The following is a 15,955-nucleotide window of genomic DNA, read 5'->3' on the forward strand; positions in this document are numbered from 1 at the left end:
ATTTATTAACAATGTCCCAACACCGCTACCCTGATCCTGACATCGCCGCCGTTTACCGCGTTATTTACGAGCGCCGCGACGTACGGCATTTCTTGCCTGATCCGGTTAACCCAGAAGTTTTCAGCCGCTTGCTGGATGCCGCGCACCATGCGCCCAGCGTGGGTTTTATGCAGCCGTGGCGGTTTGTCCGTATCAGTGATTCCAGCTTGCGTAAGGACATCCACGATCTGGTCGAACAGGAACGGATTCAGACTGCCAAAGCCTTAAATGAACGTGAAGATGAATTCATGAAGCTGAAAGTTGAAGGTATCTTGGAATGCGGCGAAGTATTGGTTGCTGCTTTATGTGATCGGCGCGAAGAGTATGTGTTTGGTCGTCGGACTTTGCCGGAAATGGATCTGGCTTCCTTATCTTGTGCAATACAAAATATGTGGCTCGCTGCCAGGGCGGAAGGATTGGGCATGGGCTGGGTGTCACTGTTTGAACCGCAAGCCTTGAAAGCGTTGTTGAATATGCCGGAAGACAGCCACCCCGTGGCTATCTTATGTTTAGGTCATGTGGAAAAATTTTACGATAAACCCATGCTGGAGCAAGAACAGTGGGCGGAACGCAAAGACATCAATGATTTACTCTTTGAAAATACCTGGAACAGTCCGTGCCGCTAGACTTCATTATTAATCCGGTCTCCTCACGGATAAAGCCTGACCTACAAGCCAAAATCGACCAAAAAACCAAGCCGCTTGGCGCGTTAGGGCAATTAGAAAGCCTCGCGCTGAAAATCGGCTTGATCCAAAACACACTCGCACCTAAGTTAACTAAGCCGACTATTCTTATTTTTGCCGGAGATCACGGCATCGTAGAATCCGGTGTGAGCACGTATCCGCAATCGGTTACCGCACAAATGGTAGCCAATTTTTTATCGGGCGGTGCGGCGATTAGCGTTTTTGCTAGGCAACACAGCTTGGATTTGATGGTTGTTGATGCGGGGGTGAATGCTGATTTGCTTAGTCACCCCCAATTGATTGATGCAAAAATAGCTAAGGGCACAAAAAACTTCCTCACTGAACCTGCAATGACTTCAAGCCAGTGCGAAACAGCCATACAAAAAGGCGCGGAATTGGTCATGCAACAACATCAGGTAGGTTGCAACTGCATTGGTTTTGGTGAAATGGGCATCGGCAATACGTCATCAGCGGCACTGCTCGTACATTGCTTGGCCGACATGCCCTTGGCGCAATGCGTCGGTCGCGGTACGGGCTTGGACGATAGCCTTATGCGGCATAAGCATGACGTATTGCAACAAGCCTTGGATTTCCATAACGGGTTGATTCCGTTCATGGTTCGACGACCAACGGAAGTGCCTGTGGTGCAAGCTCAGGACGAACGGAATCAACCCACCACCGTTCGTCCTGAGCCTGTCGAAGGACTTAAACAGAATTCCCCAGACATTACAGAACCATTGGACGTACTGGCTACTTTCGGCGGTTTTGAAATCGCCATGATGATGGGGGCTTACCTCAAGGCCGCCGAGTTGGGAATGCTGATCCTGGTCGATGGCTTTATCGCCAGTGCCGCGCTGCTCGTGGCTTACAAATTGTATCCGGCTGTGCTGGATTATTGCGTGTTTAGCCACGTTTCATCCGAGCAAGGCCATCAAGCCTTATTGGCAACCCTCAATGCCAAGCCATTGCTGAACTTAGAATTACGCTTGGGTGAAGGCTCAGGTATTGCACTCGCTTACCCCTTAGTCCAGTCAGCGGTGTTGTTCTTAAACGAGATGTCCACGTTTGCTGATGCTGGGGTCGATTGCTCAACTCAAAGTTAATGTTTTGCTTCGTATCAACTTAGCGCGATAATCACATAATACTTCAGAAGGATCAATTATGACTACCAGCCAAGAACTTTATCAACAAGTTAGCCATTTATCACCCATGGACAAATTACGTTTAGCTGAACTGTTGCTTGCAGATTTAGATAACCCAGACCCTGAAATAGATGCTATTTGGCGTGAAGAAGTACAAAAAAGATGGCGAGGCTATAAAGGTGGGGGGCTAAAAACAGTAAGCTATGAGACGGTCATGCAGAAATACAAATGAAAATAGAATTTTTTGAAATCGCTTAAGTTGAATTGGATCATGCTTTTGAATGGTATGAAATGCAGCAGAAAAATTTAGGCATACAGTTTTTAGATGAGTTTGATGCTGCAGTTAGAAGAATTGCCTCTTATCCTGAGGCCTTTGTTTTGATTGGGGGAAATGTCAGGCGTTGCCTGATTAAGCGTTTTCCTTATGGTATTTTGTATGCGCTGGATGCCGATAAAATCATCGTCATAGCAGTGGCGCATTTGCATCGAAAACCTGACTATTGGATAACGCGAAAGTGGTAAAAAACGCAGGGCATTTTTGCAACGGTTGTTTGGGCGCATCAGCGTAGGTGCGTTACCTCTACAATCAACAAATTATGTCCCACTTAAAACTATTTTTCCTAGCCCTTAGTTTTTATACCCGACTTCCTGCACCCAAAAACCAAGACTACAGCCAGTTGCCGCAAGCCAGTATTTACCTGCCTCTGGTCGGCTGGGTGGTGGGTGGTTTAACGGGATTGTGCTTTTATCTGGCAACCATGTTGTGGGCGCAAACAACCGCCGCAATACTGGCTTTAATTGCAGGGATTTTGCTCACAGGCGCATTTCATGAAGACGGCTTTGCGGATGTTTGCGACGGTTTTGGTGGCGGGTACGATAAGCAACGCATCTTGGAGATCATGAAAGATTCACAGATTGGCGCGTATGGTGCGCTTGGTTTGGTGTTGTTGATGTCCTTAAAAATCAGTTTGCTCAGTTCGCTTCCCGCAACATCTGTACCTTTCATATTGTTTGCCGGACATAGCTTAAGTCGATTGCAACCACTACTACTTATGCACCATTACGACTACGCTAGAATTCACAACAGCAAGGGCAGCGCGGCAGCATATAAACCTAGCACGAAAGAATTATTCTTTGCGAGTACGTTCGCCGTGTTCCCGTTAGTGCTGCTCCCTTTGCAGTGCGGTTTAGCAATCCCATTCATCTTTTTGGTCAACTGGCGACTGGGTTGCTATTTCCATCGACACATCGGCGGTTATACCGGCGATTGCCTGGGAACTTGCCAACAGATGGCAGAAGTTGTTTTTTTCCTCAGCATCAGCGCATTGTGGACATTTATCTAATCCGCCATACCAAGACACAGACTGTGAACGGTTTGTGTTATGGTCAAACCGATGTTGAATTAGCGGATAGTTTCATCGCTGAAGTACAGCTTATACATGAAAAATTACCTAAGTTATCTGAAGATTGTTTGATAATCAGCAGCCCACTAGCACGTTGCGTAAAATTAGCGCAGACTTTTTCCAAGCCGATTGAAACCGATGATCGCTTACAGGAAGTAAATTTTGGCGATTGGGAAAATCAGCGATTTGACGATATAGAACCGAGCTTATTAAAAAAGTGGACGGAAAATTTTGTGACAATGCCGCCGCCCAATGGCGAAAATTTCAGTGATTTATGCCGTCGTACTGGCAGTTTTTGGGATGAATTACTCGCACAAAAACAAGCGGAGCAAGTGTTTCTCATCACTCATGCGGGGGTAATCCGTGCGCTGTTTGCTCATGTGTTGCAACTGCCATCAGCGAACGCCTTTAAGTTAAGGGTCGATGTTGGTTCGGTACATAAGTTGCAACACATCAATGATTACACCTACATTCATTACATCAACCATTAAATACACTCGCTAGCCGTTTTTGGCACCAGTTCCGATGTCGGAAAAGTTCAATAAACAGAGAGTTATATCGGTTTTATTGGTATTATCGCTTGCAATAGTAAAGCTGAGATTCGGCAATCTTCCTGTAGAGGTAAAGGAAAACAGAAACTTAGATAAACTTCTGGGCATATTTTAGAATCATGAAAACATTATTTATCGGCGGGATCAAAAGCGGCAAATCGCGTCTTGCTGAAGCCTACATTCTGGAACAGGCAAAACAAAAGCCTTATTATCTGGCAACCACAGAGTTTATTGATGACGAAATGCGTCAGCGTATCGCAATCCACCTACTACGTCGGGAAGGTTGTTTTATTACCATAGAAGAGCCAATCCAATTGCTGAATATTTTAAGGGATTGTCCTGGTCCAGTGTTAATAGAATGTGTGTCTATGTGGTTGAATAATATGCTTTACCATAAAAAAACAGAGGATAGTATTTTGCAGGAATTGACAGACGTAATGGCGTTATCTTCGGATATGGTATTTGTGCTAAATGAAGTCGGGTTAGCTGTCATTGCTGATAATCCGTTAGCCCGCCAATATGTCGATCTATCGGGTAAAGTAGGCCAATTGTTGGGAGAGCGGTGTGAGCAGGTGTTTTTTTGTTGTGCCGGCTTGTCGATACCTTTAAAGTGTTAGCTATTTTGCGAAAGCGGGTACAATTTATTTATTGATATTTATTGATATTTATTGATATTTATTGATATTTATTGATATTTATTGATATTTATTGAAGTGTAGCTATATTTAAAGCGTTCATAACTTAACTGTGTTGTTAGTCCATATTTTCGCCATGTTTGAAGCTCATTAAGTGGGTAGGTTGCAGTTGGGTTAGTCGGTACACAACTCATTTAGCTGGTATGTGGCGACATGGGATTAAGAGATAGAGTGCAATTTGCGCTTAAAATTAAAGAATAAGAAGAACTGGTGTGCTGTATTTTGGCTTCGCTGCTTAATTATTTAAGAGGATTGTTTTGTGCAATATACGAAAATATTAATTACTGCGTTTTTGACGGTCATGCTCTTGGAAGGCTGCAATATTAACCCTATGCCCATCAGTTCTGATGAGCGACTAGCGAGCATGGCGCAAGATCAAGTGGAAATGTATGCCAAGCAAGAGCCCATTACAAGGCCGCTGACCCTCTACGATGCTTTAGCCCGCGCCCTTAAATACAACTACGACCATCGGCTCACCGTTATGGAAGCGGTACTTCAGGATACCCAGCTTGAGGTCGCCACCCTCAACATGCTGCCTAAACTGACCGCCAATGCGGGTTACCAGTTTAGGGAAAAGAAGTTGGGTTCATCAAGTGAAGATTACTTTACTGGCGGAAATGCCCTAAGCAACTCCCGTTATGCTACCTCCCAGGATGCCAGTCGTGGCATCGCCGATTTGACCTTCGCCTGGAATGTATTGGATTTCGGTGTCAGTTACTTTCAGGCGAAACAGCAGGCTGATCGTATCCTAATTGCTCAGGAACGTCGCCGCAAAGTCGTCAACAACCTTATCAAGGAAGTTCTCCAGGCGTATTGGAGTACCAATATCGCTGACCGCTTGTTGCCGGGGCTTGAGCCCGTTCTGGCAGAAGCTGAGCGCGCGCTGGTCGTCAGCAGGACGATTGAAGGCGACCGTTTGCAACCGATTATCAGTGTCCTTGAATACCAACGCAGCCTGCTGCGGATTATCGACCAGCTTAAGAAGCTCAGGGCCGACTTATTGATTGCTAAACCTAAGCTGGCTGGATTGATCAATGCCCCCGCACATTCCAACTTTCTCCTGGCACAGCCTGCTGTAACCCCTGAACCGCCCGAACTTAAAAACAGTGTTGAAGAGCTCGAAAATCTAGGCTTGTTTTATCGTGGCGATTTGAGGGAAGAAATCTACCAAGAGCGCATCAGCCGAGCCGATGTTTGGAAAGAAATGCTGAAAGTGTTGCCAGGGCTCACGATCCCGATAGGTTTAAACTTTGATTCTAACTCCTTCCTGATAAATAACTTCTGGATGGAAGCAGGCGCGCGAACAACCATAAATCTGGTGAATTTAATTGCCGCCCCTAAAATATGGGATTCTGCGCAAACTCAAGTGGAGGTCGCCAGAACTCGCCGTAAAGCACTCAGCGTAGCTGCTGTGGTTCAGATCAATGTCGGTTACCAACAGTATCTCAAAGCCTTGGATAGCTACAAAAATGCTAAGGAACTGAACAAGATTGATGAAAGTATTTCTACAGTCATGTCCAACAATGCAGCAAATGATGCCGGTTCAGAGCTAGAACGTATCCATGCATCTACTGCTGCCTTGGCTTCTCAGCTTGAAAAAGAGCAAAGTTTGGCGGATGTGTATGGGGCTATGGGTAACATCTATGCTTCTATTGGCCTCGATCCGGCCACCGGTGGCATAGAGCATGTGACTGTCCGTGCGTTGGCGGTACAGTTAGAGAAAACCCTGGATAGCTGGTATAAAGGCAATTTGCCTAAGCTGCCAGTAATGGCTAAGGCTTCTGTTCCCCTCGGCAATTCCGTCAAGCAAAGTGGAAAATGAAAAAAAGCCATGTTGTTACGATGCTGTTTGTTGCATTAATACAGGCGATTCCGGTATTTGCGGAGGGTATTGAGTTAGTGCCGGAGGCTCTTGACAAGCAGGGTGAAATATCCAAAATTGAAGATCAGCTTCCTGAGCAAAATGGGGAACACACAGGTGCAAACACCGAGCAACTTTTAAGGGCGCAGATAAAGGCACGGGAGAGTACCCAGATATCCAGTGAAATGTCTGGTCGTATTACCCAGCTTAAAGTGCGCGATGGAGAGCGGTTCAGTGCGGGACAGGTTTTGGTTGGTTTTCACTGTTCTTTGGAAGAAGCCCAGCTCAGTAAGGCCAAAGCGACATTGGAAAAAAAGAGAAAGACGCACGAAGTCAATCAGAAATTAGAAAAGTTGAATTCAATAAGTACCTTGCAGCTTGCGGTTTCCAAGACTGAAGAAGACGAAGCTAAGGCGGATGTCCGTGTGACGCAAACAATGCTTGAGCGATGTACAATTAAAGCACCGTTTTCAGGTAAGGTAGTGGAGGTTACGGCCAGAGCTTATCAATCGGTACGTGAAGGTGAGCCGTTATTGGAGATAATCAACGAAAAAGATCTGGAAGTTGAATTTATCGCACCATCCCGAACATTGCCGCAGCTTAAGCCCGGCAAGACCTTTAAGGTAACGCTTGATGAAACCACTAAAACCTACAAGGCCAGCATAATCAGGCTAGGAGGACGAGTGGATCCAGTTAGTCAAACTATCAAAGTTTATGGTCGCATTACGGACAATTCCGCTGAGTTGTTACCCGGCATGAGTGGTGCCATACAGCTTACCCATCCGAGTGAGTGAACGTTTAAACAATCAATTAATCCGGTTAACGCTTCTGTTGCAACTGGAAAGTAGGGCAAGACAAGCACCTGTTAAGGAGCTGCCTTATGTGTTAGTTAATGAAACCGCTGAGTTGATACCCTATCGGCAGGCGGTACTTTGGCAAAAAGATGTTGCCCGAATAGAAGCTGTTTCGGGTGTTGTTAAGCCGGAACAAAATAGCCCTTATGCACTGTGGCTAACGTCGGTATTAAAGCAGATAGACCGTAGCGAAAATGCGCGCCAACCCGCCTCATTCACGGCTACTGATTTAGCACCAGAGCTTGCCAAAGATTGGGCTGAATGGTTGCCAGAACATGGCCTCTGGATGCCTTTATTTGCCCCTTCCGGAGTAAGATATGTTTTGGCTTTATTTAGGGAAGAAGCCTGGAACGAGGCGGAAATTCACCTGCTTTCCTATCTTGCAGAAGCCTATGGTCATGCTTTTTCACTGGGTGAAGCAGCAAGCCCATCCATACCTTGGCAAGATCGGCTTAGGGCGCGCAGAACGCAGTTAATCATCGGAGGCTTGCTATTGCTAGCCCTATTTTTCCCTATCCGACAGTCCGTGTTGGCTGAAGCTGAGGTTATTCCAAGGCAACCGCATTTGGTTCGTGCGCCACTTGAAGGGGTCGTTGAAACGTTTTATGTAAAACCTAATGAGATCGTCAAAGTTGGCCAAAAACTGTTTTCGCTAGATAGGGCGGAATTGCGCAGCCGATTGGAGGTTGCTAGTGAGAAACGTGATATTGCCCAGACGGAATATCTACAAACGACTCAGCAAGCCATGCTGGATCCAACTGTGAAACATGAATTAGCTGGGTTGAAAAGCAAATGGCAGCAGGAATCAGCAGAAGTCGATTATGTGCGGACTCTGCTGCACCGATGTGATGTTAACGCCACGATGGAGGGCGTGACTGTATTTGATGATCCCAATGATTGGTTGGGTCGTCCTGTTACCCAGGGCGAAAAAATCCTTGCCGTTTCCGATCCCAAGTCTGTGGAGCTTGAAATTCGTTTACCTATGGAAGACTTGATTGTTTTGGAGGCAGGGGATGAGGTGTTGTTTTTCTCCAATATTACGCCCCACCATCCGCTGGAAGCTAGGCTCAATTATTTCAGTTACCGCGCTTCACCAACGCCATCTGACGTGATGGCCTATCGTCTTAAGGCAACATTTGCAGAAAAAGAAGAATTACCACGCCTGGGTTATCATGGCACAGCCAAATTGTACGGTACGCGTAGACCTTTTATTTTATGGTTATTGCGTAAGCCGATTCAGACCTTGCGCTTATGGCTGACCTGGTAATTAGCGGCGGTCAAGAAAAAGCTAAGGCCATGCCTTGGTTGATGCTGCGCGAAGACTTGGCGCTCATTCAAGGTCCCCGTGCTTATGATGGTTTCCCCACTTGGACATTATATGATCCGGCAGTACATCGTTATTATCGAATTGGTTGGCTGGAGTTTGAATGCTTGCACCGTTGGAGTATGGGTAATGCCGAACAAATCGCAGCAGCTATAGAAAAAGAAACGCCGATTGATGTCGAGGTAATGGATATCGAACAATTTGTTGAGTTTCTAGCAAAAAATCAGCTAGTTAAGCCGCTAGGAAAAGAATCTAGTGGACGTTTTGCCTATCTGCGCCATGCTTCAAAGCGGGGGGTTTGGACGTGGTTGTTGCATAACTACTTGTTCATGCGCGTGCCTTTATTAAAGCCAGACCGTTACCTGCAAAAGGCTTTGCCCGTGATAGATTTCTTTTTTCAGCGCAGTTTCATAGTCATGCTTTTTTTAGGTGCTTGTCTTGCGCTTGCTCTAGTTGCCCAGCGCTGGAGTGAGTTTAGCCATAGCTTTTTGTATACGCTAACACCAGAAGGCATATTGGCTACTATGGGGATGATGTCCCTATCAAAAGTGGTACATGAGCTAGGCCATGCTTTTGCAGCTAGCCACTTCGGTTGCCGAGTTCCTGCTATGGGTGTGGCTTTATTGTTAGGTATGCCGGTGTTATGGACGGATGTCACCGATGCTTGGCGGTTGCCCAGAAGGTCTGATCGGCTCACTATTGATGCTGCTGGCATGGTGGCCGAATTAACCCTTGCTGTGTTGGCTACGCTGCTATGGACGATGCTCCCAGATGGCCCGTTGCGTAGCGGCAGTTATCTGTTGGCAAGTACCGCATGGGTAATCACACTCGGCATTAATCTTAATCCGTTCATGCGTTTTGATGGCTATTATCTACTCGTTGATGCCCTGGATATTCCAAACTTACAAGACCGATCTTTCGCGTTGGCGCGTTGGCGGCTTAGGGAGGCTCTATTCGGATTTGAAATAGAACCACCGGAACACTTCCCAAATAAGCGGCAACAGTTTCTTAATATTTACGCGTACAGTGTTTGGATTTACCGGCTGATCTTGTTTACCGGTATTGCTTGGGTGGTTTATTACTTCTTCTTCAAAGCGTTAGGATTAGCCTTATTTGCCGTAGAAATTGGCTGGTTTGTTGTCAAACCCATTGTCAAAGAGGTGTGTGTTTGGCGGGAATTGATCGTCGCACGGGGTACGGCTCTTCGTCCGCGTCCAGCGTGGCTTGTGCCGATTATATTGTTAGCGCTTTTGTTTATACCTTGGCAGTCTCATCTTTTTGTGCCGGGCTTATTAAGGGCAGAAGCCGAATATACCATTTACTGTATTGAAGCCGCCCAGGTACAGGAAGTTTTAGTAAAAGAAGGCGCTAGTGTAAAAACCAATCAAATTTTAGTGAAGTTGGCTTCTCCGGATGTAGACTACAAAATACTGGCTGCACAGCTAAAATTGACAGAGCTGACGGAAAGGTTGTCATCACAAAGTCTAGAATTAAAATTGGCACGGCATAACCCCAAAGATTATGAAGAACTCCAGTCAACCAGGGCAGAATTGACAGGATTAAAAGCAGTAAAAGATAAGCTCACGGTGCGAAGCACCTTTGCCGGACGTGTTAGGGATTTGTCGGATGTGCTTCGTCCAGGAGAATGGCTGGCAAAAGATGAGCCATTGGGTATTATTGAGAACCCAAGAGCCTCTGTTATCGCTTATGTAGAAGAAGCCGATTTGGCAAAATTACAACTGGGCAGCGAAGGCCGATTTTATCCAGAAGGAGGTGACTTATCACCATTCCCAGTAAAGATAACAAGTATTGACAGTGCAGGAACCCGCGAATTGAAAGTAGAGGAACTGGCATCGAATTTTGGTGGCGGCATTGCCGTAAGGCCGGATAAAGACAAACACCTCATTCCAGAACAAGGCGTTTATAGAGTCGTTATGCAAACGGAAATGTCAGGGCTATCCCAAACCAGCACCATTCGTGGCAGATTGTCTTTATCGACGGTGGCGGAAAGCATCGCTACTAGGTTGATGCGTTTATCTGTTGTGGCTGTCATTAAAGAAAGTGGCTGGTAGCGAAAAGAGGTAGGTGTGTATTTTAAAATCAATGGGTTGCCAAATCACCAAGCTCCCTCTCCCGCTGGAGAGGGTTGGGTTGAGGAGAATAAGATCATCTGTTTATATCCCCCTCATCCCGACCTTCTCCCGAAGGGAGAAGGAGCTGCCTACCATTTGACTTAAGGGAACTTCCAATAATCCCCTCTCCCTCTGGGAGAGGGCTAGGGTGAGGGATATAATTGCTTGATTTTATTACCCTCATTCCGGCCTTCTCCCAGAGGGAGAAGGAGTTTTTTGAATTTTTAGAGATTCCCTTAAGCATCTTGCTAATCAGCTAAAATTTTTTAAATAGAGCAAAGCTCGTTATATTGTGTAAATGTTGCTATGTTGATCACAGATAAGGCCAGACAAGTATGATGTAATGAGGCGAACGTAAAGTAGGGTGCGCTATGCGCACCAATAGACAGATTTCCACGCAGTAGGCAATTCAACGTGGGGCGGACTAACATCCTAATGTCGTTAAGTGAAGTGATTTAGTACCTTCTCTCTGAGGGCATAAGTAGCTACACAATTTTTTAATATAACAAAAACAATTGGTTGCTAAATCACCAAGCCCCCTCTCCTACTGGAGAGGGTGGGGTGAGGAGAATAAAATCAACTGTTTATACCCCCTCATCCCGACCTTCTCCCTCAAGGGAGAAGGGGCAGATACTTGTGTAGATACTTATGCCCAGAGGGAGAAGGTTTTTTGAATTTTTAGAGACACCTTAAAGTGATAGAACAATATCTTTAATAGCGGTAAAACATTGGAAAATAGTTACTTAGAGACTAATATTAAGGTGAGCTAAATAGTTTGCCAAAAAATACTTTTAACACAACCAACCTTGGTGCTGCGGTCATGAAAAAAAAGTCTAATAATCTTCCTAAATCGAACAAGAAAGCTTCAGCTAGTTCCATGCGTCTGGCGCTGGAAAATCGATTATTATTTGACGGCGCTATAGTAGCGACGGCCACCGAGGTTGTGGACGATAAAGCGGCTCAAGACCAGCAAGCAAGCAAAGATATAAAACCAGATTCAGTACCAGATGCTGGTGTAGAGTCAGGTGATGCTCATGTTACTTTTGGCAGCTTTATGGATGCCGAAAGAGTTGTGCAGCAACCACTGGCTATCACATCGGCTGCTTCAGCAGGAAATTCAGATGCCCCCACCTTATTTGTGGTTGATTCGCGTGCAGAAGGTCTTCACGAGTTACTAACAAATCCACCGGCGAATACTCAAATAAAAGTATTGGATACAGGCCGTGATGGTTACCAACAAATAGCAGAAATATTGCAGGATCGGGGCAATACTACCAATTTACACGTATTAACCGCTGATCTTGGCGGCAAACAATGGCTGGGTTCCAGCCAGATCACATCAAATATTACTGCAATAAACAGCAGCAATCTTGTCGATTGGGGTGATGGTTTGGTTGCTGATGCCAATATTGTTTTTCACGGTCGGGAATTAATCAATAACTCATGGCTGACTCACGTCAACGCCTTGACGGGTGGGCAGGCTAGTTGGACGCGAGATAGCGCGGTCGAAGTCAATAAAGCGGCTACCACCGAAACATCTGTCATCACAAAAGAAACCAAGCCAAGCGATCAGCATGAAAAGACTCCCGCCGCTGTTGCAAACGTCGAAACGCACACCGTTAAATCGCTAATCTTCGTTGATTCAACCGTAGCTGATTATCAAGTTCTGCTGAAAGACATTGATTCTAATTCAACCGTCATACTGCTTGATCCTAACAAAGATGGCGTTGAGCAAATTGCCAAAATTGTATCCCAATATGACAATATTGATGCAATCCACATCATATCGCATGGCAACGCCGGACATTTAAATCTGGGGTCGTCGGTGCTTGATAAAACTAATATGCAAGGACAATATGCCGATCAGTTGGCCTTGATTAGTCGGCATTTGTCTACCAATGCCGATATATTGGTTTATGGCTGTAACTTTGGTGAGGGTGAAATTGGCGGTCGGGCAGCCAATACATTGGCGATTCTAACAGGTGCCGATGTTGCCAGCTCAACAGACTTAACCGGTAGCAGCGATCAGGGTGGCGATTGGGATCTTGAAGCAAGAACAGGGGCTATCGAGGCATTGGGTATTGAAGCGCCGCTGTGGGCCGGCTTACTTGCTAAAACTAACACGGGTCAATGGGCTGTCGCGGGTGCAGCTCCAACCCAAACGGCTACCAATACCACAGACGGCGTTGTAACAACCGTTACCTTGAAGGATGGAACGTCAGGCTGGACAGGTGTCGCGGGTGGGGCAGGCATTACATTAAACAATATCCTTGCATTTGATAACAATGCCCAGGGCGGTCCATCACTAACGACCATATTTGATGCTGGAGCAGCTAGGGGTAGTGCGACGATAACCTTTAGCTTTAGTGTGCCGGTAACCAACCCGATAATACATATTGACCGCTTGGGTGGGGTGCTTGATCCAGATGGCGCGGGGCCGCTTCCTGGACGGTCAACCAGTGCTCAGCTAACGCTCACCTCTGGAGGAACGTTGGTAAAACTGACAGGTCCCAGCCATTTTGTAGTTAGTGGGACTACCATTAACCGTACACTTGACCAAGTTGTTGCTTCAAACGGCGAATCAAGTCTTACCGGCACTCTTGGTACTGCGGCGGGCAGTGTTCAAGTAACTGGCACGTTTTCATCGGTTTCGTTTCGTTTGGACGACATGGTTAACTTAACACCGGGAATCGGTTGGACGGGCGATGGAATTGAATTTGCGGTGGCTGTAGATGCGCCGCCAGTCGCCCAAAACGATGCCTTCACAATCGCTGAAGATGCCAGTTTGTCGGGCAATCTCTACGCTAATAACGGTTCAGGGGTCGATAGTGATATACGTGGTGATACCATGACTATCAACCGAATTAATAATGCGGTTTATACGGTAGGTGGTCCAATTGCACTTGCTAATGGCACACTTACCATTACAAACGCTACAACTGGCGCATTCACCTTTGTACCTAATGCCGACTTCAACGGTACCCAAGCTTTTACGTATACCATCACAGATGCTAATGGGGGAACTTCCACAGCAACATCAACCATCACCGTAACCCCCGTCGCTGATATTGTGCCAGATACGTTAACCTTTAATGAAGGTGGCTCAATTACCTACAACCCTATCACGGGTACCAACGGAGCATCGGCAGACAACTTCGAAGGCACCACGCCACAGATAACTAAAATCGCTAACACTAACATCGCTGTGGGCGGTTCTGTGGCTGTTCTCAATGGGACAGTAACCTTGGCGGCAGGTAACCTTCTGACCTTTACCCCAACCAATCCTGATTTCAATGGAACTACGACTTACACATATACAGTGTTATCGGGAGGGGTCACAGAAACGGCAACGGAAACAATTAACGTCACGGCTGTTAATGATGCGCCGACAGTTACTATGCCTGCACCGTTAACCGGATTTGAAGATACGTCGTTAACGGTAACTGGCATATCGTTTGCCGATATCGATGCAGGAAATAATGGTATTCAGGTGACGTTAAATATCCCAGTTGGTAGGGGCACGTTAAGCTGGACTGGTGCTCCTTTTACAGGTGTCGATCCCACTTCTACATCAACCAATTTAGTATTGAATGGTAGCTATGCGGCTATAACTAACGCTATTGCTAATAACGCGTTAAGATTTATTCCAGCTCCCGATTTTAATACCTCAATATCGGGGCCAATTACGTTAACTGCTTATATTAATGACAACGGCAACACAGGGACGGGCGGCCCCATAACAACCAGTGCTACCACCACTATCACGGTAACTCCGGTGGCAGATATCGTTGCTGATAATCTGACAACTAATGCTAACACCCCCTTAATATATAATCCAATTGCTGGCACTAATGGGGCATCGATAGATAATTTTGAAAATACTCCAGCAATAACTGCTATTAATGGCATAGCTGTTTCTGTAGGTGTTCCAGTAACTGTAGCAAATGGTACTGTTACTTTAAGTGCAGGTAATATCTTAACCTTTACACCAACAACTAACTTCACTGGCACAACTACTTACGAGTATACGGTAACATCGGGTGGCGTTACTGAAACAGCAGCCGAAACTATCACAATCCCTCCTCAAATTAACATCAATGATATAAGCTTCAATGAAGCGGCGGGAACCGCAACGTTTGCCGTTACGCTTAGTTCGGCAAGTAGCCAGGTAGTAACGGTAGGTTATAGTACTGCTAACGGTACAGCTATCGCAGGTAGTGATTACACAGCGGCTACTGGAACTTTGACGTTTGCGGCGGGTATTACGACTCAGTTTGTCACGGTGTCGATTACCGATGACACTGTGTATGAAGGGGCGATTGGTGAAACTTTCAACGTAAATTTAAGCGGCGCGACCAACGCTACTATTGCCGATGCTTTAGGGATTGGCACCATCACCGACAACGACGGCACCCCGACCCTAAGCCTCACCGGCCCCGCCGCCGTCAACGAAGCCGCCGGCACCCTGACCTACACCGTCACCCTGAGCAACCCCAGCGCCAGCGCCGTCACCGTCAACTACACCACCACCGACGGCACCGCCGTGGCCGGTAGCGACTACACCGCCAGCACCGGCAGCCTGACCTTCGCCGCTGGCGAAACCAGCAAAACCATCACCGTCGCCATCACCGACGATAGCGTCTATGAAGGCCCCGAAAGCTTCAGCGTCGACCTGTCCGGCCCGACCAACGCCACCATCACCACCGGCACCGTCGCCACCACCATCAACGACGACGGCACCGGCAGCCTGCCCAATGGCGGCACCGCCACCGACGACCGCCCCCAAGTCGGCAGCGTCAGCAGCCCGACCGTCGTCGAAGGCACCGGCCTTGACTTTACCGTCACCCTGACCCACGCCAGCACCACCGCCACCACCGTCACCCTGGCGCCGGCTTCCGGCACGGCGACCCTTGGCACCGACACCGGCGCCTTATTGGTCAGCTTCGACAACGGCGCCACCTTCGTCCCCGTCGTCGGCAGCAGCGTCCTCGTCCCGATTGGCGCCACCAGCTTCATCGTGCGCATCCCCACCGTCGACGACGGCACCAGCGAGCCCAGCGAAACCCTGACCCTTGGCGCCAGCACCGCCCAGAACGCCAGCCCCGTCACCGGCCTCGGCACCATCACCGACAACGACGGCACCCCGACCCTAAGCCTCACCGGCCCCGCCGTCGTCAACGAAGCCGCCGGCACCCTGACCTACACCGTCACCCTGAGCAACCCCAGCGCCAGCGCCGTCACCGTCAACTACACCACCACCGACGGCACCGC

12 protein-coding genes are annotated in these 15,955 nt (G+C 47.4%); all 12 read left to right on the plus strand.

Annotated features, from left to right (window positions below):
• The first annotated feature begins 11 nt into the window (after positions 1 to 11).
• Positions 12 to 665 (plus strand): 5,6-dimethylbenzimidazole synthase, encoded by a 654-nt coding sequence (gene bluB, locus ABL924_RS02825; protein ID WP_349025548.1) that lies wholly within the window; start codon positions 12 to 14, stop codon positions 663 to 665.
• Positions 656 to 1,825: a nicotinate-nucleotide--dimethylbenzimidazole phosphoribosyltransferase gene (locus ABL924_RS02830; RefSeq protein WP_349025549.1), complete on the plus strand. Its 1,170-nt coding sequence runs from the start codon at positions 656 to 658 to the stop codon at positions 1,823 to 1,825. Before bluB ends, ABL924_RS02830 begins: the two co-directional genes overlap by 10 nt.
• Before the next feature lie 58 nt (positions 1,826 to 1,883).
• Positions 1,884 to 2,096 (plus strand): addiction module protein, encoded by a 213-nt coding sequence (locus ABL924_RS02835; RefSeq protein ID WP_349025550.1) that lies wholly within the window; start codon positions 1,884 to 1,886, stop codon positions 2,094 to 2,096.
• A gap of 32 nt (positions 2,097 to 2,128) precedes the next feature.
• Positions 2,129 to 2,386: a type II toxin-antitoxin system RelE/ParE family toxin gene (locus ABL924_RS02840; protein WP_349025551.1), complete on the plus strand. Its 258-nt coding sequence runs from the start codon at positions 2,129 to 2,131 to the stop codon at positions 2,384 to 2,386.
• Between the two features lie 74 nt (positions 2,387 to 2,460).
• Complete coding sequence (gene cobS / locus ABL924_RS02845; protein WP_349025552.1) at positions 2,461 to 3,207, plus strand: adenosylcobinamide-GDP ribazoletransferase; 747 nt, start codon at positions 2,461 to 2,463, stop codon at positions 3,205 to 3,207.
• Positions 3,192 to 3,758 carry an alpha-ribazole phosphatase gene (gene cobC, locus ABL924_RS02850; protein WP_349025553.1) on the plus strand — a complete coding sequence of 189 codons (567 nt, stop codon included), beginning with the start codon at positions 3,192 to 3,194 and terminating at the stop codon, positions 3,756 to 3,758. Before cobS ends, cobC begins: the two co-directional genes overlap by 16 nt.
• Positions 3,759 to 3,937: 179 nt before the next feature.
• A complete protein-coding gene (locus ABL924_RS02855) occupies positions 3,938 to 4,435 on the plus strand; it encodes a bifunctional adenosylcobinamide kinase/adenosylcobinamide-phosphate guanylyltransferase (protein ID WP_349025554.1) in 498 nt (165 codons plus the stop codon).
• 337 nt (positions 4,436 to 4,772) lie between these two features.
• Complete coding sequence (locus ABL924_RS02860) at positions 4,773 to 6,335, plus strand: TolC family protein (protein WP_349025555.1); 1,563 nt, start codon at positions 4,773 to 4,775, stop codon at positions 6,333 to 6,335.
• Entirely contained in the window at positions 6,332 to 7,168 is an 837-nt protein-coding gene (locus ABL924_RS02865) for an efflux RND transporter periplasmic adaptor subunit (RefSeq protein WP_349025556.1), read from the plus strand. The genes ABL924_RS02860 and ABL924_RS02865 overlap by 4 nt, the downstream gene beginning before the upstream one ends.
• The gene (locus ABL924_RS02870) at positions 7,161 to 8,495 is read left to right on the plus strand and encodes an HlyD family efflux transporter periplasmic adaptor subunit (RefSeq protein ID WP_349025557.1); all 1,335 of its coding nucleotides are present in this window, start codon (positions 7,161 to 7,163) and stop codon (positions 8,493 to 8,495) included. The genes ABL924_RS02865 and ABL924_RS02870 overlap by 8 nt, the downstream gene beginning before the upstream one ends.
• On the plus strand, positions 8,480 to 10,624 hold the full coding sequence (locus ABL924_RS02875) for a hypothetical protein (RefSeq protein WP_349025558.1): 2,145 nt from the start codon (positions 8,480 to 8,482) through the stop codon (positions 10,622 to 10,624). The genes ABL924_RS02870 and ABL924_RS02875 overlap by 16 nt, the downstream gene beginning before the upstream one ends.
• 880 nt (positions 10,625 to 11,504) lie before the next feature.
• Positions 11,505 to 15,955, plus strand: a 4,451-nt coding sequence (locus ABL924_RS02880; RefSeq protein WP_349025559.1) for a DUF4347 domain-containing protein, incomplete at its 3' end; no start/stop codon positions are given.

The sequence above is a fragment of the Methyloglobulus sp. genome, assembly GCF_040079455.1.
In the GTDB taxonomy this organism is placed as follows: Bacteria; Pseudomonadota; Gammaproteobacteria; order Methylococcales; family Methylomonadaceae; genus Methyloglobulus.